At 60.3% G+C, this 19,961-nt stretch carries 17 protein-coding genes and 2 pseudogenes; 5 read left to right on the top strand and 14 right to left on the bottom strand.

Going from position 1 to position 19,961, the window contains the following annotated elements; genetic code table 11:
• Positions 1-18: 18 nt before the first annotated feature.
• From AC0L3H_RS25870 to AC0L3H_RS25845, 6 genes and pseudogenes are all read right to left on the bottom strand, one after another.
• Positions 19-894: an FkbM family methyltransferase gene (locus AC0L3H_RS25870; protein WP_473587344.1), complete on the bottom strand. Its 876-nt coding sequence runs from the start codon at positions 892-894 to the stop codon at positions 19-21.
• A 208-nt stretch (positions 895-1,102) separates the two neighbouring features.
• Positions 1,103-1,849, bottom strand: coding sequence for a glycosyltransferase family 2 protein (locus AC0L3H_RS25865; RefSeq protein ID WP_473587343.1), 747 nt, complete (start codon positions 1,847-1,849; stop codon positions 1,103-1,105).
• Positions 1,846-2,965 (bottom strand): annotated as a pseudogene (gmd, locus tag AC0L3H_RS25860) (GDP-mannose 4,6-dehydratase). Before gmd ends, AC0L3H_RS25865 begins: the two are co-directional and overlap by 4 nt.
• 145 nt (positions 2,966-3,110) lie before the next feature.
• On the bottom strand, positions 3,111-4,388 hold the full coding sequence (locus AC0L3H_RS25855) for a sugar transferase (protein ID WP_473587342.1): 1,278 nt from the start codon (positions 4,386-4,388) through the stop codon (positions 3,111-3,113).
• Between the two features lie 163 nt (positions 4,389-4,551).
• Positions 4,552-5,115, bottom strand: a complete 564-nt coding sequence (nusG, locus tag AC0L3H_RS25850) for a transcription termination/antitermination protein NusG (RefSeq protein WP_473587341.1) — start codon at positions 5,113-5,115, stop codon at positions 4,552-4,554.
• 425 nt (positions 5,116-5,540) lie between these two features.
• The gene (locus tag AC0L3H_RS25845; protein WP_473587340.1) at positions 5,541-6,125 is read right to left on the bottom strand and encodes a biotin transporter BioY; all 585 of its coding nucleotides are present in this window, start codon (positions 6,123-6,125) and stop codon (positions 5,541-5,543) included.
• Positions 6,126-6,250: 125 nt separating this feature from the next.
• Between AC0L3H_RS25845 and AC0L3H_RS25840 the strand changes: the two genes are divergently transcribed.
• Positions 6,251-7,159, top strand: a complete 909-nt coding sequence (locus AC0L3H_RS25840; protein ID WP_473587339.1) for an MBL fold metallo-hydrolase — start codon at positions 6,251-6,253, stop codon at positions 7,157-7,159.
• A 37-nt stretch (positions 7,160-7,196) separates the two neighbouring features.
• On the opposite strand, the gene AC0L3H_RS25835 is transcribed toward AC0L3H_RS25840, so the two are convergent.
• The 5 genes from AC0L3H_RS25835 to AC0L3H_RS25815 are packed head-to-tail and all read right to left on the bottom strand — an operon-like array spanning position 7,197 to position 11,935.
• Positions 7,197-8,111 carry a phosphorylase family protein gene (locus AC0L3H_RS25835; RefSeq protein ID WP_473587338.1) on the bottom strand — a complete coding sequence of 305 codons (915 nt, stop codon included), beginning with the start codon at positions 8,109-8,111 and terminating at the stop codon, positions 7,197-7,199.
• A 49-nt stretch (positions 8,112-8,160) separates the two neighbouring features.
• Entirely contained in the window at positions 8,161-8,952 is a 792-nt protein-coding gene (locus AC0L3H_RS25830; RefSeq protein WP_473587337.1) for an ABC transporter permease, read from the bottom strand.
• Positions 8,945-9,832, bottom strand: coding sequence for an ABC transporter permease (locus AC0L3H_RS25825; protein WP_473587336.1), 888 nt, complete (start codon positions 9,830-9,832; stop codon positions 8,945-8,947). Before AC0L3H_RS25825 ends, AC0L3H_RS25830 begins: the two co-directional genes overlap by 8 nt.
• Positions 9,829-10,866 (bottom strand): ABC transporter ATP-binding protein, encoded by a 1,038-nt coding sequence (locus AC0L3H_RS25820; RefSeq protein ID WP_473587335.1) that lies wholly within the window; start codon positions 10,864-10,866, stop codon positions 9,829-9,831. Before AC0L3H_RS25820 ends, AC0L3H_RS25825 begins: the two co-directional genes overlap by 4 nt.
• A 28-nt stretch (positions 10,867-10,894) precedes the next feature.
• Complete coding sequence (locus AC0L3H_RS25815; protein ID WP_473587334.1) at positions 10,895-11,935, bottom strand: ABC transporter substrate-binding protein; 1,041 nt, start codon at positions 11,933-11,935, stop codon at positions 10,895-10,897.
• A 146-nt stretch (positions 11,936-12,081) separates the two neighbouring features.
• On the opposite strand from AC0L3H_RS25815, the pseudogene AC0L3H_RS25810 reads away from it, so the two are divergent.
• Both AC0L3H_RS25810 and AC0L3H_RS25805 read left to right on the top strand, forming a co-directional pair.
• Positions 12,082-12,216 (top strand): annotated as a pseudogene (locus AC0L3H_RS25810) (hypothetical protein); the annotation flags it as partial.
• A 159-nt stretch (positions 12,217-12,375) separates the two neighbouring features.
• Positions 12,376-13,131, top strand: a complete 756-nt coding sequence (locus AC0L3H_RS25805) for a substrate-binding domain-containing protein (RefSeq protein WP_473587356.1) — start codon at positions 12,376-12,378, stop codon at positions 13,129-13,131.
• An 89-nt stretch (positions 13,132-13,220) separates the two neighbouring features.
• On the opposite strand, the gene AC0L3H_RS25800 is transcribed toward AC0L3H_RS25805, so the two are convergent.
• Positions 13,221-14,006 (bottom strand): DUF1499 domain-containing protein, encoded by a 786-nt coding sequence (locus AC0L3H_RS25800; RefSeq protein ID WP_473587333.1) that lies wholly within the window; start codon positions 14,004-14,006, stop codon positions 13,221-13,223.
• Between the two features lie 74 nt (positions 14,007-14,080).
• Positions 14,081-15,709: a fatty-acid--CoA ligase gene (locus AC0L3H_RS25795; RefSeq protein WP_473587332.1), complete on the bottom strand. Its 1,629-nt coding sequence runs from the start codon at positions 15,707-15,709 to the stop codon at positions 14,081-14,083.
• Positions 15,710-15,905: 196 nt separating this feature from the next.
• Between AC0L3H_RS25795 and AC0L3H_RS25790 the strand changes: the two genes are divergently transcribed.
• Together AC0L3H_RS25790 and AC0L3H_RS25785 are read left to right on the top strand one after the other, a co-directional pair.
• Positions 15,906-16,262 (top strand): hypothetical protein, encoded by a 357-nt coding sequence (locus tag AC0L3H_RS25790; protein ID WP_023797902.1) that lies wholly within the window; start codon positions 15,906-15,908, stop codon positions 16,260-16,262.
• Between the two features lie 147 nt (positions 16,263-16,409).
• Entirely contained in the window at positions 16,410-16,793 is a 384-nt protein-coding gene (locus tag AC0L3H_RS25785; RefSeq protein ID WP_473587331.1) for a DUF427 domain-containing protein, read from the top strand.
• Positions 16,794-17,106: 313 nt separating this feature from the next.
• Here AC0L3H_RS25785 and ppdK read toward each other — a convergent pair whose 3' ends face one another.
• Positions 17,107-19,785 carry a pyruvate, phosphate dikinase gene (gene ppdK / locus AC0L3H_RS25780; protein WP_473587330.1) on the bottom strand — a complete coding sequence of 893 codons (2,679 nt, stop codon included), beginning with the start codon at positions 19,783-19,785 and terminating at the stop codon, positions 17,107-17,109.
• Between the last annotated feature and the right edge of the window lie 176 nt (positions 19,786-19,961).

Here is a 19,961-nt window from a genome sequence, read left to right as displayed (position 1 = left end):
GCGTGAGCCAGCCTGCGCTCAAATTTTGCCAATTAGAGTTCGGTATTCGGGCGATTTTCGCACTTTGTCATGTGCCCGTTCGACGTTTTTGACAAATATAGCGTTGCCATCCGCATCAAACGTATCCCGCAGAATTTCCCGTGTTCGAGGTTCGTACCTTATCCTTGTAAAGCCGGCCGCCGCGAGTGCGCCTCGGACAGAATCAGCAGCGAAGCCATATCTCTTTTCTTGCCCATTGACCTCCACAATCACTGCTTGCAAGCTCTCCAGCTCAAGCGTTCTACTCGCCCCAGCAAGAACGGCAGGCTCAAACCCCTCAACGTCAATTTTAATCAAAACCGGCATTCTTCCTTCCAGGAGGTCATCGACTCTTTTGACCTCGACCGGGATGAATGCCTCTCCATCAATTGCTACTCGATTTCTCGTATCAGCATTGTTGATGAACCCAATTGATCCATCTTCTGAACCTGCGCCAACATTATGGAGCTCTACACGGCTGTCGAGGAAATTAATGGCAATGTTTCGGCGCAGATGAACAAACGTGGATTCGATCGGTTCTATGCAGACACAAGAGGACCCAACTCCTCCCGCCGCCATCACGGAATAGGCGCCCACGTTCGCTCCGACGTCGACGAAGAGCTCTTCGGGACGCAAAAAATGAAGGACAAAGCCCATTTCCTCCCATTCAAGAAGGCCATTGTAAATGTTTCCGGTGGCACCCGTCATCCCGTTTGCAACTAACAAAATTGTGTCGTTCACGAATGGAACGGCAATCGAACCCAATGCCAGTCGCGAAGCGATTTGCCAACGGACAAATCGAGCTAACGCTGCGACTTTGCCATACCGATTACCAGGATGCTCAAGGATGAGCCTCATTGTCCGAATTATGTTCATGGCATGGGTCCTAGCTTACACCTTGGAAGGAGCAATTACATGTTCTCGAATTCATCTAACCGTTTTAGGGTTTAAATTCCCTGGCGGCAAATAACGTCGCCTCGGATCACACACTGTATTGGTCTGACCTTGCGGCCCCGCTTCCGGCGGACGCGGACCATATCGCTTGATGACGCAAAGAGACCTGCTTGCGCTTCGAATCGTTGCGCTATCTTGCAAAAAGCTGTCCTAGTTTTCGGACAGGCTTTGCAACGAGGGCATAGTCTATGATGCCGGATCCAAGCCATCGGCGTCGAGACCGAAGAGCCTCTATATTGTGCTCTATATATGAGCGGAGATCCCGCGTGCTGACCCCACCAACCATCATGTCCACCAACACGTGGCTGGTAGCAGCGGTCCGGAATCCGTGGAGTTCAACAGCTCTCAACATCCAATCATAATCCGATGCCACTTTGAGGCTGAGATCGAATGCACCGACCGCGTCCGCAACCTTCCGTCTGACGTAGAACGTTGGATGCGCGGGCATCCATCCGGTCCGAAAGCCCTTGGCGGGCCGGGCCGCAGCACGCCAGCGGCGCACGACCCGCCTGCTCAGATGGTCTTCGACAAAATCCAGGTCGCCATGCACGATGTCGGCTGTCTCGAGCCCTGCGGATATCCATCCCAGCACTTTGCGATCGTGAAAGCAATCGTCTGAATTCAGCACGCCTACCGCGTCTCCGGTATAGAGACGCAGCCCCTTGTTGAGTGCATCATACATTCCGCTGTCGGGCTCGCTGACCAGCCGGATCTGATCCTGTGGGTAAGACCGGACTATTGCCAGGGTATCATCGGACGAATTGCCGTCGATGACCACCAGTTCCTTGGCGCCATGATCCTGGGCGAGGAAGCTGTCGACCGTATGCCGGATTGTCGCCGCGGAATTCCAACAGACCGTCAAGACCGAGATTTTCATGTCGACCCGGCCCAACGTCGCTTACTGTGCCGCAACGCGAATGCGGTCCTCATCGAGGCGCCGATGTTCGGACTCCCGCCTTACCGTTTCGAGGTCGGACTGGATCATCTCCTGGACCATCGTGGCGAGCGACGTTGTCGCCTTCCACCCGAGAACGCGCTCCGCTTTCGAGGCGTCGCCGATCAGAAGCTCTACCTCGGTCGGCCTGAAGTAGCGCGGGTCCACCTCGATCAGAACGGTGCCCGATTTCGCGTCGATGCCTTTTTCGTCGACGCCGGAACCGGCCCACTCGATCTCGATCCCGACCTCGCTGAATGCAAGCTCGACAAAGCGGCGGACCGAGTTCTTCACCCCGGTTGCAAGAACGTAGTCGTCCGGCACTTCATGCTGAAGGATTCTCCACATGCCTTCGACGTAGTCGCGGGCATGGCCCCAATCCCGTTCAGCCGACAGATTGCCGAGATAGAGCTTGTCCTGAAGGCCCAGGCTGATTGCAGCCGCCGCGCGCGTGATCTTGCGGGTGACGAAGGTCTCGCCGCGCATCGGGCTTTCGTGATTGAACAGGATGCCGTTGGAAGCATGAATATCGTAAGCTTCGCGGTAATTCACGGTGATCCAGTAGGCATAAATCTTTGCTGCCGCATAGGGCGAACGAGGATAGAAAGGCGTCGTCTCCCGCTGCGGGATCTCCTGCACCTTGCCGTAGAGCTCGGAAGTCGATGCCTGATAAAAACGCGTCTTTTTTGTCAGGCCAAGCAGCCGGATGGCTTCAAGGAGACGCAACGTGCCGATCGCGTCGGCATTTGCCGTGTATTCCGCGGTCTCGAAACTCACCTGAACATGCGATTGTGCGGCGAGATTGTAGATCTCGTCAGGCTGCACTTCCTGAACGATGCGGATGAGGTTGGTGGCGTCGGTCATGTCGCCATAGTGCAGCGACAGCCTTACGTCCTTTTCATGCGGATCCTGGTAGAGATTATCGATACGCCCCGTATTGAAAGACGACGACCGCCGCTTGATGCCATGGACATCGTAGCCCTTTGCCAAAAGAAGTTCCGCCAGATAGGCGCCGTCCTGGCCGGTGATGCCGGTGATGAGTGCGGTTTTCCTGGTCATTGTGCTTCTCCGGAGTCGATACGACGATAATTCTCAACGCTGATCAGCGTGGCTTTGGACATCACAATACCCATTTCAAAAACTGGAGATGTGAGGCTCGTGAGTGGCGGCTTGGCTGTGTCGACTAGCGATCTTTGCCAATTTGTCAACGCGCGCCAAATCCCGTCAGCATGGTTCGGATGGTGCGAAACACAATCAGCACGTCGAGCCAAGGGGAGAAATTCTTGATGTAGTAGAAGTCGTAGTGAAGTTTTTCCAGAACATCGTCGACGGCCGCAACGTGGCCCTGGTTGACTTGCGCCCATCCCGTAATGCCGGGCCGAACGATGTGGCGGTATCGATAGAATGGCAGCTCGGCCTCGTACCACTTGGAGAGTACGAGTGCTTCCGGGCGCGGTCCGATCCAGCTCATCTCGCCGCGCAGGATGTTGAAAGCCTGCGGCAATTCATCGATCCTGGATTTTCTCAAGAACTGCCCAAGGCGCGTGATGCGCGCATCGCCGGCCTTTGTGATGGCCTCTTCCTTTTCATCGCCAACCGGGGCGCCGAGTTTCATTGTCCGAAATTTGTAAACTTCGTAGATCTTTCCTCTGTAACCCATTCTCTCTTGCCTGAACAAGGCCGGACCAGCTGAGTCAAATTTTATCGCCGCCGCCACGAACAGGAGCAACGGTGAGAAAGCCACCAGAATAAATAGCGCAGATATCCAATCAACTGCTTGTTTAATTTTTAAATAAGCCTGGTTTGGATTCAAAGATCCTAAGGTATTCTCGGAAAGGTGCTCTATTTCTACTCGACCTGTAAGCGACTCGCTTATCTGTTTGACATGATAGACTGGCGTGCCCGACAGCGCGCGGTCGGCGATGTATCGCTCCCACTCATCGGAAAGATCGGCCCGCAGATCAGCAACCACGCCGCTGGCATTCTCGACAATTGTGTTGGGCGAATTAACTCTGTGCCAACTCACACCTGGGATGCTCTCCAACCTGTCGACATCCCCTCCCGGAATTATAGCCAGCCGGTGTGATTCCATTCGCCGCGTGGCTAGGCTCAAGCCAAAATACCACAAGGTCGATTGAATGAAGCTGGCTGCCGCTTGAAATCGACTATAATCGAATCTGAAAAAGAAGATGGTCACGAACACAAGGCCGTACGTCAGGGCGAATGTGGGGAAGATGTAGCCAGCCGCTGCCACGCCGGGGAAGTTGCCGATCCGCTTGTAAAGCATGTAGCCCGATGTATGAGCCACGAATGCCGCAAAAATGGTGGCCTGCATGTTCGATGACCAGATTACGCGGGGATCGACCGACATGCGAATGAGCGCTGGAACCAGGATCGCAAACGTCAATCCGCCAAGCAGCTGAAAGCGCATCCGAAGCAGAAGGTGCCTCTGGTTGGGCAGGTTGATGGTAGAGGTGTTCAAATTCGTGAAGCCCTAAACCAATTAACTGATCGTCTGAGAAGGCAACCAGCAGCTCTGCATTGCCACGTCCATCAACATCCTCCGGCTCCAATGGCTACCGCACTCCCGGGTGAAAACCGAGAGCCGACTTTGCAGCAGCTTGCATCGCATAACCGAGCGTCGATTATGCGATCGCGACGAGTTCCCTTGAATCCAAGTCAACAGGGATCTCGCCATTCATGATGGCAACCAAAACCCGGGCCCTTCCGGCTGGATCGAGCCGGTCAAGGCGACCGATCATCTCCGCGAAAGGGCCCGAGAGAATCCGAACCGAAGCGCCCGCAGTAAGGCCTCCGCTGAAATCAAGCAAGCCGTCCTTGCCGGTCAGGGCGATGAATCGCTCCACCAAACCCGACGGGACCGGCAATGGCCGCTCGCCCTGCATGATGAGGGAGCGCACACCGAACGTTCCGTTGACCGAGCGCCACCGCTGCAGCGCGACATCGAGGGCGATGAACATGTAACCTGGGAAATAGGCTGCCGGTCGCGTCTCGATGCGCCGGGCATGACGAATGGTCTTCTCGCAGCGAGGTATAAACGGGTGAAACCCCTGCAGCCGGAGATGCCGTCCGGCGACGTCTTCTTTTCCCGGAAAAACGCTGGCGGCATACCAGCGCGCTGCGGCGGCGACCGCGGGCCGTTGCAACGATGAAGTCGCCTTGACAGTTGTTTTTTTTGGGCTAATCACGCGTCTCGCTCTCGGCGGTCTTCGGCATGGTCGATGTCAAGGGTTGCGACAGCGCAACGATACCGGCGAGCAGCTGTGTCGCGGGAATCAGGGCGGTTCGGCGAAAATTCCTGCTATTTGTCCATCAACTTTAGCTATGCTTAACAAGCTATCGAGCCGCATTATTTTTTAGCCACGCAACCAGCGGTATCGAACGATTGCGCCGATGTGTAGCCGCCTGGTTACACTGGCTCGCCACGAATCGCCGGCTGTTGTGGTGCTTAGTCCTTAGTCTTGACCATTGTGTGACGGTATCGTTAGCAAATCGTTAGCAAATCGTTGCACAGCAGATGCCGGCCAATTGGCGCCGCCCTGCGTTCCCGACGAGCCGTCGCTGAAACAGGATCATTCCTGTGCTTGCCGATCAGTGCTGCGCCCCCGAGAGTTCAGGGGCGCCTGAGCAGCGACCAGACGGCCGGCACAAGGCTCGCCGCCAGACCGACCTTGATCAGGTCGCCGACGATGAACGGCACGACGCCGAACCGCCACGACTTTTCCGGGCCGATGAGCAGCGCCAGCCAGGCAAAGCCCATCGCCATCATGATGATTTCGGCAACCAGCATCGCGTTGAAGAGCTTGACCGGATGGCGATCCCAGCCGCGATCAGCGGCCCAGCCGACGATCGCCGCCATGACGACGAAGCCGAAGAGATAGCCGCCGGTCGAGCCGAGCATGTAGGCAATGCCGATGCCCTTTTCCGGCGTGCCCTGGAAGACCGGCAAGCCCATGGCGCCCTCTGCCATGTAGAGAAGCAGCGTGGCGACGCCGAGGCGCATGCCGAATGCAGCTGATATCAGAAAGACGGCCAAGGTCTGCATCGAGATGTCGACCGGTCCGAGCAAAACCCTGGTCTTGGCCGACAAGGTCAGCAGCAGCGTTCCAACGATCGCCAGCAAAAGCTGCGTCGCCAGGCGGGCCGCGCCCTTTTCAGGCAGAGCGAGAGAAACAAGCGGCGTCGTTGCAATTGCCATGGTCTTCCTCATTGCGGATTGCCGCAGATCGCGGCCTTGCGTTTTCCTATATTGGCTTCCGTGCTATGCGGCAATCGGTTTTGCCGACATCGGTTTTGCCGCCTCTGGAACTGGGCTGAACTGCCATGGCGCTGAAATTCGACACAGACTTCGATCCGGCCTACGGCCAAGGCGTGACCGTTGCGCCCGACGTGGTTCGGATCACCGCGGAAAATCCCGGCCCGTTCACATTCTACGGCACCAACAGCTACATCGTCGGGCGCGAGACGCTGGCGGTGGTCGATCCTGGGCCGGATGACGAGGCGCATCTCAAGACACTGCTCGCGGTGATCGCAGACAGGCCGGTCAGCCATATTTTCGTCAGCCACACGCATCGCGACCATTCTCCGCTGGCAGCGCGGCTGAAGCAGCACACCGGTGCAATTATCCTGGCCGAGGGTCCGCATCGGCCGGCGAGGCCGCTGCGCACAGGCGAAATCAATCCGCTCGACGCCAGCGCCGACACCGCCTTCAATCCGGATACCGCGCTTGCCGACGATATGGTGGTCGACGGCGACGGCTGGGCGATCAGAACGGTGCTGACGCCGGGCCATACCGCCAACCACGCAGCCTTTGCGCTGGAAGGAACCGGTATCCTGTTCTCGGCCGATCATGTCATGGCCTGGGCGACCTCCATCGTTGCGCCGCCGGACGGCGCCATGGCCGACTATATGGCCTCGCTGGATCGGCTGATCGAGCGCGACGACCGCCTGCTGCTGCCCGGCCATGGCGGGCCGGTGACAGCGCCGCGCAGCTTCATGCGCGCGTTGAAGGCGCATCGCAGGATGCGCGAGCAAGCGATCCTGGAGCGGATCAGAAGCGGCGACCGGACGATCGAGGAGATGGTCGCGGCGATCTATCGGGATACCGATCCGCGCCTGCACGGCGCCGCCGGGCTGTCGGTGCTTGCCCATCTCGAGGACCTGGTGGCGCGCGGCCTGGTGAGCACCGACGGCGACCCTGACATCGACGGCATTTTCAGCCTGCCTGGCTAAAAAATCCCGCCAGAACTCGCACTGCGCTCCTCAAACCTCAGAACCGGCTGGAACGCTCTTCAGGTTGAGGCGACTTCAGACCTTGGCAAGAGCATTGCGGATTGGCCGGAAGTCGCGCGCCGGTCTCCAGCGCGACAAGCGAGGCTGTCATGGACAGATTGGGCAGCACGTCCTCCTGCAGCAATTTCTGGCGGTTGCGGTCCATATAGTCGTTGAAACCCGCCGTGACGAACGCACAGGGCACGAAGCAGGCGCCGATCTCGCGCGCCAGTGTCGCCTCGGGGGCGATGGAGTGGTTGAGCACGTCCGCCCCCATGCCGCGATAGGCCAAGGCTTCGGCCGGGGTTGTCAGCCGCGGCCCATAACAATGGGCAGCGACCAGCTGCTGTTCGATGCCATGCACGCGGGATGGCCAATGGCGGCGGGCCGTCTCGGCCAGAACCGCCGCGCATCTTGGGCATACGATCTGCTTGCCCGAACAGTCAAAACTCTGGCGGTCCGGAAGCAGTGAAAACGGGGTCTGCGTCAGTTCGATGATATCGGCGGGCACCACCATGTCGCCGGGCTGGATCGCCTTGTTGACGGCGCCAACGGTCGAGCAGGCGAGGACTTGCCGCACCCCCGCTTGCATCAACACCCAGAACGCGCGGCGATGGCAGGAATGGTCGATATGGTCGCGGGGATTGCCGTGCGAATACATGCACAACGCCCGCTTTGCTCCGCCTTCGGCTGAAATCGAGGCATCGAACTCGAGCAACTTCCAGTTGTCGGTACGACCGAAAGGCGTTTCAAAACTCATGTCGCGCCGCAGCGTGCGCACGCCCTCGAAGCCGACGTCTTCCGGGAAGGCAAGCCCCCAGTTTGCCGACCCGGTGATGATGGCCAAGCCTACCTGAGGGATGTCGGTCGATCGGTCCGCCGGAGCACCGGCCGCGTGATGATTTTGGGGCATGCTTCCCATCTTGATCAGGATATTGGCTCGGTGAGGATTTTTGGCTCGGTCAGGATTTTTGGCGAAGGGCGACGATCACGACGACGACCACAACAATGGCGGTCCACAATGTCGAGATCGCCGCAATGGTCGGATCGATCTGATCGCGCAGCGAGATGAACATGAGCTTCGGCATCGTGCTGTTGCGACCACTTGCGATAAAGATCGATATCACGGACTCGTCGAGCGACGTCAGGAACGCCATCAAAGTCGCCGACAACAGGCTGAGCCGAAGTTGCGGAACGATTATTCCGCCAATAGCCCTGGCCCAGTCCGCGCCGAAGCTGCGCGCCGCCTGAACCTGGTTCCAGTCGAAGCGAGCCAGGGCGGGCAACAGCACAATGCATGCCACCGGAACGGCCAGCACCACATGTCCGACCAGCACACCGAACAGCGTTCCAACCAGACGTTGCGCCGCCAGCACAAAGAAGAGGCCGATCGCCAGCAGGATTCCCGGGGTGACCGAGGGGGTGAGCAGAACGCCCTGGATGGACGCTGCGGTCTTGCCGCCGAGCCGATTCATCGAGATGCAGGCGAGCAGCGCAAACGGCACCGCAATCAGCGCCGTCAATGTCCCAAGGATCAGGCTGGTCCTGAGTGCTGCCATCCACGTCGCCGAGCCGAAAAAATTCTCGTACCAGCGCAACGAGTAGGCGTGCGGCGGAAACTCGAGGAGATTGGACGCCGAAAACGAAAGCGGCACCACCACGAGCGTCGGCAACATCAGAAATGCCATGACAAGAGCAGCAAAGCTCCACAGGACAATGCGGGCGAGCCGGTTTTGCGGATAGGCTTCAAGCATGGGCGGCTGCCACCGTGTTCTGGGCCAGCAGGCGGCGTGCCGCCAGCAGCATTACACCGATCAGCGCCATGAGAACGAGGAGCAGAATGCCCACGACGCTTGCCGACCCCCAATCCTGAAAGGTCGATAGCGCACGCTCGATCCGGGTGGAGAGAGGATTTACCTTGCCGCCGCCAAGCACCGCCGGCGTGATGAAAAAACCAATGGAATAGATGAGGACGATGACCGAGCCCGAGAAGATGCCGCCGGCCGAAAGCGGCAATATGACGGTGCGGATGACCTGCCCGAGCGTCGCTCCCATGCTCGCTGCCGCGCGAACGAGGTTTGGGTCGATATCGCGCATCGCGGCATAGACCGGCAGCAGGAAGATCGGCAGCATGTAGTGAACCATGCCGATCAGCGTTCCGGTAAAATTATAGACCAGCGGCAAAGGCTCCGCCGTCAGGCCCGAACCAGTCAAGGCCGCGTTGACCAGGCCATCGCGCCGCAACAGCACGAGCCAGCCATAGGTGCGCACCAGGATAGCGGTCCACAACGGCAGCATGACGAAAGCCATCAGCACATTGGCCACCCTTGGCCTGGCGCTGGCCAAGGCGAGTGCCAGCGGGGTGCCCAGAACAATGCAGATCGCCAGCGTGCCGAGGGACAGTTCAAGGGTGGTGACGAGCGCCGACCATGTCAGTCCGCTCGAAAGCACTTTCGCGTAGTTGCCGACAGTGTACTCACCGCCTGTGGTCAAAAAAGATTGCCGGATGATCCAAAGGATGGGCAGTATCGCCGCCAGTCCAACGATGAACAGCGCCGGCAGCGAAAGCGAAAGAAAAAACCGCCGCTCGCGGCGCGCATCCGCCAGCAGCGCTGGATCCACAGTGACGGTCACGCCAGCGCTCCCGGTATGGCGTGAACCTTCGCTGCTGGTGCATAGGCGGTCATAAGCTGACCGGCGGCAAGCTCGGCGCAGCCGCCGGCCAGCGCTGCCGGAATGCAGACAAGGACCTCCTGGCCACCGTCAAGCGCCAGCGTCAAAAGCCAGTTCTCGCCGCGGAACGCCTTGGCGCGCAGTGTTCCTTCGAGAGCCACTGCGTCTGCACCGACGAGCTTGGCATCAAGATGGAAGCTTTCGGCGCGAATCATCAGGGTCTCGCCTGACGCTTCGGCGCCGTCGATCCTGCGCACCGAGCCCGGCGGCACGATGTTGGCCTCGCCCATGAACTCGGCGACGAAGCGGGTCGATGGACGATCATAGATCCGCTGCGGCGTATCGATCTGCTGGATGCGGCCAGAATTCATCACCGCAATCCGGTCGGACATGATCAGCGCTTCGCGCTGGTCGTGGGTCACATAGATTGTGGTGATCCCCAGGTCATCGTGCAGACGCCGGATCTCGTACTGCATGGTTTCGCGCAGATTCTTGTCGAGCGCCGACAGCGGCTCGTCCATCAGCATGACGCGCGGTTCGAAGACGATTGCCCGCGCCAACGCCACCCGTTGACGCTGGCCGCCGGACAGTGCGGCGATATTGCGCTCCGCCAGGCCGTCCAGCTTGACGCGGGCCAGGGTGGCAAGCGCCCGCTGGCGCGCCTCCGCTCTCGGCGTCTTGCGCAGCGCCAGCGGATACGCGACATTCGCCAGGACATTCATGTGGGGAAACAAGGCGTAATTCTGGAATACGATGCCGATGTCGCGTTTGTTGGGCGCCAGGCGGGTGACGTCGCGATCGCCCAACAACAGCCTGCCGGAATCCGGCCGGACAAAACCGGCCAGAGCCATGAGCAGCGTGGTCTTGCCCGAACCCGATGGCCCCAGCAGCGTGAGGAACTCGCCAGCTTGAATGTCGAGCGAGACATCATCCAGTGCGACGTAGGACCCGTAAGCCTTGCTGACGCTGTCGATGGTGATCGGGAGCGACTTCATCATCTGCTCCAGCCTAGTGAGCCGAGGCTCAGCGGGCCATCATCTCATCGAAGGCTTGTTGGGCAGCCTCGCCGTTCTTGACCCACCATTGTGAATTCGAAAACACCGAAGTGCCGGCATTTTCAGGCGCGGTCGCAAGCGTCTTCAGACGGTCCTCGGGAATCAGGCCACCCTCATAGGCCGCAGGATTGACCGGGCCGTAGGCAATGAAATCGGTCAGCTTCGCAACACGCGCGGGCTGCGTCATCGCTGCGATGAGCTTCATCGCGGCTTCCTTGTTCGGCGCGCCCTTCGGCACCCCAAGGCAGTCCGTGCCGATGACCGACCCCTTGAACGTGTAGTCAGCCGCGCCGCCATCCTTTTTCACGGTCTCTGCCCGGCCGTTCCAGGTAACGACCAGATCCGCCTCACCGTCCTTCAGCAGCTGCGCGGACTGGGCTCCCGAGGTCCACCACACGGCGACATCCGGTTTAATCGCTTCAAGCCGCTTGATGGCGCGCTCCAGCCCTTCCGGCGTGCTGAGCACGGCATAGACCTCCGCCGGCGCCACGCCATCGGAGAGAAGCGCGATCTCGATCGAGTCCTGCGCATTGGCGCGCAACGCGCGGCGGCCCGGGAATTTGGCAACGTCCCAGAACTCGGCCCAGGTCATCGGCGGGTTGTCGCCATAGGTCTTGGTGTTCCACGACAGGACGGTGCCATAGGAATCAAAGGGATAGCAGTAGTCGGACGCGGCACCCTCCGGCACGGATTTGGCATCGATGATCTTGTAGTCGAGGGGCTCCAGCAGCGATTGTGCGGCGGCCTGGGCGCCTTCCGGCGAGCCGAGGTGGATAATGTCGGTCGCAATTGCCCCCGAGGTGACCTGCATCTTCAAGGCGGCCAGGCCGTCGCTCAGGGTCTCCTCGCGGACATCATAACCTAGCTCTTTTGCAGCAGGGCCCCACATGGCCTCTTTCATGGCGTTGCCATAATCGCCGCCTGCGGTCGTGATGGTGAGTGTTTGGGCATGGACGGGCACGGCAGCCGAGATCGCGAATGCTGTTAAGGAAATGCGCAGCCAGGACATAGGTTCTCCTCCCCAACGTCATCAAATATTGCCTGAAATGGCCATTTATTCGTAATCGTAACGTTACGATTGCATCAGAACACGCAGGAGTCAAGCTGCTTGCGACGGGCGTTCGGATTGACCGGGATGTCGAATCCGGTAACGTTATGGCGGTCAGCAAGTCAGCCGGCGCTTTCGCAAATGAAGTCGGGCGAACAATGGCCAATCTAAAGCAGATCGCGGCGGAACTTTCCCTCTCGGTGACCACGGTGTCCCGCGCTCTCAAGGATGGGCCGGAAGTGCAGCCCTCGACCATTGCCCGCGTCAAGGAGGCGGCCAAGCGGGTCGGCTATCTGCCAAATCATCATGGTCGTGCGCTCAAGACCGGTCGAACGCTGACGCTGACGGCAGTACTGCCGATGGAGACCCGAGATCATCTGTCCGATCTGTTGAAGCTGCCTTTGATCGAAGGCATGACGCTGGCGGCGCGAAAAGCCGGTTATAGTCTGTCCATCTATTCCACCACGCCCGACGACGATCCCGTCGAGAGCGTGCAGCGGCAGCTTCAGGCGCGCAGCACGGACGGACTGATCATCACGCGTCTGGTGTCGGGTGATCCGCGCGTCAAGCTGCTGCTGGATCAACGCATGCCATTCGTCGCGTTTGGAAGAACTGACCTGGACACCGCGTATCCCTATGTCGATGTCGACAATGAACAGATTGCCTACGAGGCAACCCGACGGCTCATGGACAAGGGCTGTCGACGCATTGCACTGCAACTTCTGGTTCCTGAGGATCAGGCGAGTGCCATGCGTCTTTCCGGCTATGCAAGGGCAATGGCCGAGGCCGGCATTGCGATCGACCAAGCGCTGATCGGTCATGGCATGTTCACCATGGAATCGAGCGCAGCCTGGTTCGATCGCTTGCTGGCTTGTTCAGATCCGCCGACAGGCCTGGCATGCGCCAACGAACTCGGCCTGCTGGGGGCGCTGCACGCTCTTGGCAAAAGAGGTCTTGCGCCGGGGAGCGACGTTCACATCGTCACGCGTGACAGCACACGGCTGGCACGCTTCCTGCCGGCAAAGATCGAAGTTCATTCCGTCGATATGGCGGCTGTCGGACGCAAGCTTGTCGAAGTCCTGGAGAGCCGGATCATCAATCCGCTTGGGCCGGTGGAGACAATTTTGCTCAAGGGTGAATTCGAGCCGGCCGAATAGCCTGTTCGCATAGTCAACCACTGATTGTATCGGCCGCATTTCTGTGGCGTCAAAGCGATTCCGCTTTGGCTGTAAAAATGCTCTGGACGTCACTCGGCCGGGGCCGTACCGACCTGGCCGGCGACTTCCTGATCCAGCTCGGCCAGGAAATCCACGATGCGGGCCGCATTGTCGCCAAGGTCGTAGCGGCCGTAACGCGAGGCCGAACGCATGTCGACGAGGACCGCATCGCCATCGTCGGTCACACGGATGGCGACGTCGGCGGGAAGGCTGAGGATGAAGCTCCTGGCCAGGGCGTTGATCGTCACCTCGCTTTGCCCGATCGCACGCGGAAACGGCGCCGCAAGCTGCCAGTCCCGACGACCGAGCACGGTTTCGACGGCTTCCAGGACCCGATCGAAAGGCAGATTGTAGCTGCGTCCGGTGACCAGCGGATAGGTCTCGGTCTGCAGCCGCCGCTCGCCCGGGGTCGGCGGCGAAAGCGCGTTCATATCCCCGGTCCGGGTGCTGGTGTCGAGCACCGGCGGATCATCGAAATCCGTCGAGATGTCCCTGAGCGGCGGAGAAGTCGCCGCCCAGTAGGCGGCAATGCCAAAAGGAACAAGCACCAGCAGTGCCAGCAGCGTGCCGACGGTGAGATCGCGACCGCCTCGGTCGCCGAAATTCCACAGTCTCGAAAAGGCAAATCCGGCGAACAGCAGCGCAAAGGCGGCAAGCAGCGCGACAATGCCGAGCACCCAAAGGAAAGCCGGCGTCTCAACAAGCCGATAGCGGTGGCCGACAAGAACGGTCAGCAGCAGGATCGCGGAAAAAGCGCCTGTCCGCCGCGACCAGCCGGCCGCCCTCGACGTCTGTCGCTCGGGAGTTTTCATCATTTCAGCACTGCTTCACCCCGGACCGGCGCTTAAGCCGTTCAGCGGCGGCTTGTAGGCAAAGGACGTCATGTCAGTCAGTCCGTCGGCAGGCGATAGTCCCTGAACTGCCGGCGCAAGGTTGTCTTCTGGATCTTGCCGGTAGCGGAGTGGGGAATCTCGCCGACGAAGGCGACGTCATCCGGCATCCACCACTTCGCCACCTTGCCGTCCATGAAGGCGAGGATATCTGTCTTGGTCGGCTCGCGGCCCGGCTTGCGGACGACGACAAGCAACGGCCGTTCGCCCCATTTCGAATGTTGGATGCCGATGGCGGCCGCCTCCGCCACATCCGGATGACCGATCGCGAGATTCTCGAGCTCGATGGTCGAGATCCATTCGCCGCCCGACTTGATGACGTCCTTGGCGCGATCGGTGATCTGCATGTAGCCGCCTGGGTCGATATGGGCGACATCGCCGGTATCGAACCAGCCTTCTTCATCGAACTGTTCGGATCCGATGCCGCCATAATAGGCACGCGCGACGGCCGGTCCGCGGACCTTCAGGCGCCCGAATGTCCTGCCGTCCCAAGGCAGTTCCTTGTCGTCGTCGTCGGTGACCTTCATTTCGACCCCGAAAGGCGGAAAACCCTGCTTGCCCTGGACGTCGAGCCGGGCTTCGCCCTCAAGTCCGGCATAGGCCGGCTTCAAGGTACACAGCGTGCCGAGCGGCGACATTTCGGTCATGCCCCATGCATGGATGACCTCGACATCGTAGTTGCCCTGGAACTTTGCCGTGATCGCACGCGGGCAGGATGAGCCGCCGATAACGACCTTGTTCAGATAGGGAAGTTTCTTGCCGGTCTCCTCCAGGTACTGCAGCAGCATCAACCACACTGTCGGCACGGCGGCGCTGAACGTCACCTTTTCGGTGTCGAGCAATTCATAGATCGAGGCGCCGTCCATCTTGCAGCCAGGCATGACCAGCTTGGCGCCGATCATCGGGCCGCTCTGGCCGAGGCCCCAGGCGTTGGCGTGGAACATCGGCACAACCGGCAGTATGGTGTCGCGCGAGGAGAGGCCCATCGCATCGGGCATCGCCGCAATCATGGCGTGCAGCACGTTCGAGCGATGGCTGTAGAGGACGCCTTTCGGATCGCCTGTCGTGCCCGAGGTGTAGCACATGCCGGCGGCGGTGTTTTCATCGAACGTCTTCCAGGTGAAGGCGCCGTCGGTTTCGTCAAGCCATTCCTCATAGGCAACAGCATTCGGCAGCGCCGTCTGCGGCATGTGCGCCTTGTCGGTCAGCACGATCACCTTTCTGAGCGATTTGACCGCGCCGGCGATCTTTTCAAGCAGCGGCACGAATGTCAGATCGATGAAGATCGCCTTGTCCTCGGCATTGTTCATGATCCAGGCGATCTGCTCGGGAAACAGGCGCGGATTAAGCGTGTGATAGATCGCGCCGACACCCATGATGCCGTACCAGGCTTCGATGTGGCGCGCCGTATTCCAGGCCAATGTGGCGATGCGGTCGCCAAGCCCAAAGCCATCACGCTCGAGCCGCTCAGCGACCCGCAAGGCGCGGCGATGAATTTCGACGTAAGTGGTCCGGACGATCGGGCCCTCGATCGAGCGCGACACAATCTCGCGTTCGCCGTGCTGCCTGGCTGCATTGTCAATAAGCTTGTGGCAAAGCAGCGGCCATTCCTGCATCAGTCCGAGCATTCTTCTCCTCCCATTGGTTTTCGTTCTCCCACTGGTTTTCGCACCATTGTGGGACGAACAAGCGGATTGTCCAGCCATGACCGGGCAGAAGCAGCCCATTGTTCGAAAAGGCAGGGAAAACCGCCACAATCCGGCCATTGTCGACATTAACTTTGATTAATGGTAGGGGTGTGATTGGCGAATGAAAGAGGTTCGCATGGACGCGCAGCTCGACGACAAAGCTCTCGAAGATTCGCTTGCCGAAAGCCTGGCCGATTTGGTGCCGGACGCCAAAACCGTTTCCGAGGACGAATTCGTCGAAGTCGTCGGCGGCGCCCTTGAGGCGGTCGGCGGCACGCTGCTGTTCAAGATGTGCGTTCAGAACGAAGGCGAAAGCCAGCACGTCGCCGCGGCTTGCGTCGGCGATGGCGGCAACCGCCAGTTCCTGCTTCTTACCTTGCCGACCGGCGGTGGTGCGCTCAAGGTCGAAACCGCGTCGCGAAGCACCAATCCTGTCGCCGGTATCGCCGCCGCCTATGCCGGGCTGATGGACGCCTTTCAGGCTGCCGCCTGATCGGTCATCAGCCCTGATCGGTCATAGCCAAGCTCGATTTGACGAGAGATCCTTCAACGCCAAAAGGCAATGGAGCCCCCGCATTCGACAGCGCCCTTGCGTAGCGCGCACGCCCTACACACCTTACGTCGTGCAAGGAGAACCGTCATGGACCAGACCGCCAATCCGTCACCCGGCTTTCAGCGCAACCCGGATAAAGTCATTACCATCGAGCCCTACAATGGAACTGTGACCGTACGCGCCGGCGACACGGTCATTGCCTCGTCCAAGAGGGCCAAGGTGTTGACCGAATCCCCCTACCCCGGGATCCTCTACATTCCATTCGAAGACATCGATTTCGACCAGCTTCGCAAGACGGACTCGTCGACTCATTGCCCGTTCAAGGGCGATGCGAGCTATTGGAGCGTGCTGCCTGCCGCGGAAGCAGGCAAGGATGCGATGTGGGCCTATGAGCGGCCTTTCGACGAGATGATCGAAATCCGCGATCACGGCGCGTTCTATCCCAACAAGGTGACGGTCGAAGCCGCCTAGTTCCTCTGCACAGGGATTGGTTCTTTGACCGTCGGTCGCTGCCGGCCTGCAGTCATCACCCCTGACTCTTGGGATTAGCCACAGGCCACCACGTCTTCGTCATCCCAGGGCGAAGCAAGGAGCGAAGCGACGCGGCGCAGACCCTGGGATGACGAAGGGAGGGATGTTTCAGCCAATCCTAGAGTTGCGATTTGCCACTGAAATTGTCTGAGAGAATTGTCGACGGTCGCTGCCGATCGGCCCAACCTGTCAAAATCACTGTGCAGAGCAGGGTGCCCTGTCCTGCCGACCTGTCGGTGTCCTGCCGGCCCCCTTACCCGCGACCGTTCTTTGCAGCCTGCACCGCCGCCTGCGCGGCAGCCAGCCTGGCGATCGGCACGCGATAGGGCGAGCACGACACGTAGTCGAGGCCGATCTCCTCGCAGAAATGGATCGACGCCGGATCGCCGCCATGTTCGCCGCAAATGCCGAGCTTGATATCCGGCCGCGTCGCCCTGCCTTTTTCGGCCGCCATCCGCACCAGTTCGCCGACGCCCTCGATGTCGAGCGACACGAACGGATCCTGCTCGATGATGCCCTTCTGGCGATAGGTCTCCAGGAACGAGGCCGCATCGTCGCGTGAGATGCCAAAAGTGGTCTGGGTCAGATCGTTGGTGCCGAAAGAGAAGAATTCGGCCGCCTCGGCGATGGCCTGGGCGCGGATCGCGGCGCGCGGCAGTTCGATCATCGTTCCGGTAAGATAGGTGATCTTGACGCCGGTTTCCTCCATCACGCTCCTGGCGACGGCATCGATCCGCACCTTGACGTAGTCGAGCTCCTTCACCAGACCGACCAGCGGCACCATGATTTCCGGGACCACCAGCGCGCCGGCCTTCCTGCCGGCTTCGACGGCGGCCTCGAAAATGGCGCGCGCCTGCATCTCGGCGATTTCGGGATAGGAAACCGCAAGCCGGCAGCCGCGATGGCCAAGCATCGGGTTGAATTCGTGCAGGGCCTCGGTGCGCTGCCTGAGCTTGTCGGGCGACAGGTTCATGGCGGCGGCGACTTCGGCCACCTCTTCCTCGGTCTTGGGCAGGAATTCGTGCAGCGGCGGATCGAGCAAGCGGATCGTCACCGGCAGGCCGGCCATGATCTCGAACAATTCGAGGAAATCCGAGCGCTGCATGGGCAAGAGTTTTGCGAGCGCCGTTCGCCTGCCCTTTTCCGTGTCGGCCAGGATCATCTCGCGCATGGCGACGATACGGTCGCCCTCGAAGAACATGTGCTCGGTGCGGCAAAGCCCGATGCCTTCGGCACCGAAGGAACGCGCCATGCGCGTGTCGAGCGGCGTTTCGGCGTTGGTGCGCACCTTCATGCGGCGAACGGCATCGGCCCATTCCATGATGGCGGCGAAATCGCCCGAGAGCTCCGGCTGCAGCATTGGCACGGCGCCTTTCAGCACCTGGCCGTTGCCGCCGTCGATGGTGATGATGTCGCCCTTGCGGAACGTCGATCCCATCGCCATCAGCGTGCCGGCCCTGTAGTCGACGCGCAGCGAACCGGCGCCCGACACACAAGGCTTGCCCATGCCGCGCGCCACCACCGCAGCGTGGCTGGTCATGCCGCCACGCGTGGTCAGGATGCCTTCCGCCGCATGCATGCCGTGGATGTCCTCGGGACTGGTCTCGATGCGCACGAGAATCGCCTTGCGTCCCTGCGTCTTGAGCTCCTCGGCATCGTTGGAGGAAAACACGATCTCGCCGGTGGCTGCCCCCGGAGATGCGGGCAGGCCGATGCCGATGACATCGCGTGCCGCCTTCGGATCGATGGTCGGATGCAGCAACTGGTCGAGCGAGGCCGGATCGATGCGGGCGACCGCCTCCTCCTTTGAAATGAGCTTGTCGCGCGCCATCTCGACGGCGATTTTGAGCGCCGCCTTGGCGGTGCGCTTGCCGGACCTGGTCTGCAGCATCCACAATTTGCCGCGCTCGATGGTGAATTCGAGATCCTGCATGTCGCGGTAGTGCTTTTCCAGACGGTCGGAGATGGTGACGAAAGACTGGAACGCTTCCGGCATCAGCTTCTGCAGCGACGGCTTGTCGGAGCCGGCAGCAATGCGCGCCGCCTCGGTGATGTTTTGCGGCGTGCGGATGCCGGCGACGACATCCTCGCCCTGCGCATTCACCAGGAACTCGCCATAGAGCATCTTTTCGCCGGTCGACGGATTGCGGGTGAAGGCGACGCCGGTGGCCGAGGTCTCGCCCATATTGCCGAAGACCATGGCCTGGACGTTGACCGCGGTGCCCCAGCTTTCGGGAATGTCGTGCAGGCGCCGGTAGGTGATGGCGCGGTTGTTCATCCAGCTCGAAAACACGGCGCCGATCGCACCCCAGAGCTGCTCGTTCGGATCTTGCGGAAACGGCTTGCCGAGTTCCTCCTCGACCTTGGCCTTGTAGAGCGCGATCACGCCCTGCCATTCGATGGCGGTCAGTTCGGTATCGAGTTCATGGCCGAGGCCGCCCTTCTGGTCTTCGAGGATTTCCTCGAACACCTCATGGTCGAGGCCCATGACGACATCGGAATACATCTGTATGAAACGCCGGTAGCTGTCATAGGCAAAGCGGGCGTCGCCTGAATCGGCGGCCAGTGCCTCGACCGTCTCGTCGTTCAGGCCGAGATTGAGCACGGTGTCCATCATGCCGGGCATCGAAGCGCGGGCACCGGAACGCACCGAGACCAAAAGCAGTTTTGAGGGATCGCCGAAGCGGCGCCCGGTCAGCCGGCCGATGTGGTCAAGCGCAACCGCGACATCTGCTTCCAGCGAGGCCGGGTAGGTGCGGCCGTTGGCGTAATAGGCGTTGCAGACCTCGGTGGTGATGGTGAAGCCCGGCGGCACCGGCAGCCCCAGGCTGCACATTTCGGCCAGATTGGCGCCCTTGCCACCCAGCAGGTTCCTGTCGCCGGCACGGCCTTCTGCAGCGCCGTCGCCAAAGGTGTAGACCCATTTGGTCATGCTTGCTCTCCGGTTGCAGGAGATTGGAAAGATTGACGAAGCCGAAGTTCCGCCGTGTCCCTGCACGAGCGATATGATGCTGCAGTGCGAAAGGCAAGCCGTCGGCAAGCCAGCCGGCTTCTACAATCGATTAAGAAAAAGCGATGACAAAAAGACTGGCGCCAGTTGAAGAGGAC

The sequence above is a fragment of the Mesorhizobium sp. WSM4816 genome (genome assembly GCF_055811535.1).
This window is presented reverse-complemented; position numbering and strand designations above follow the sequence as displayed.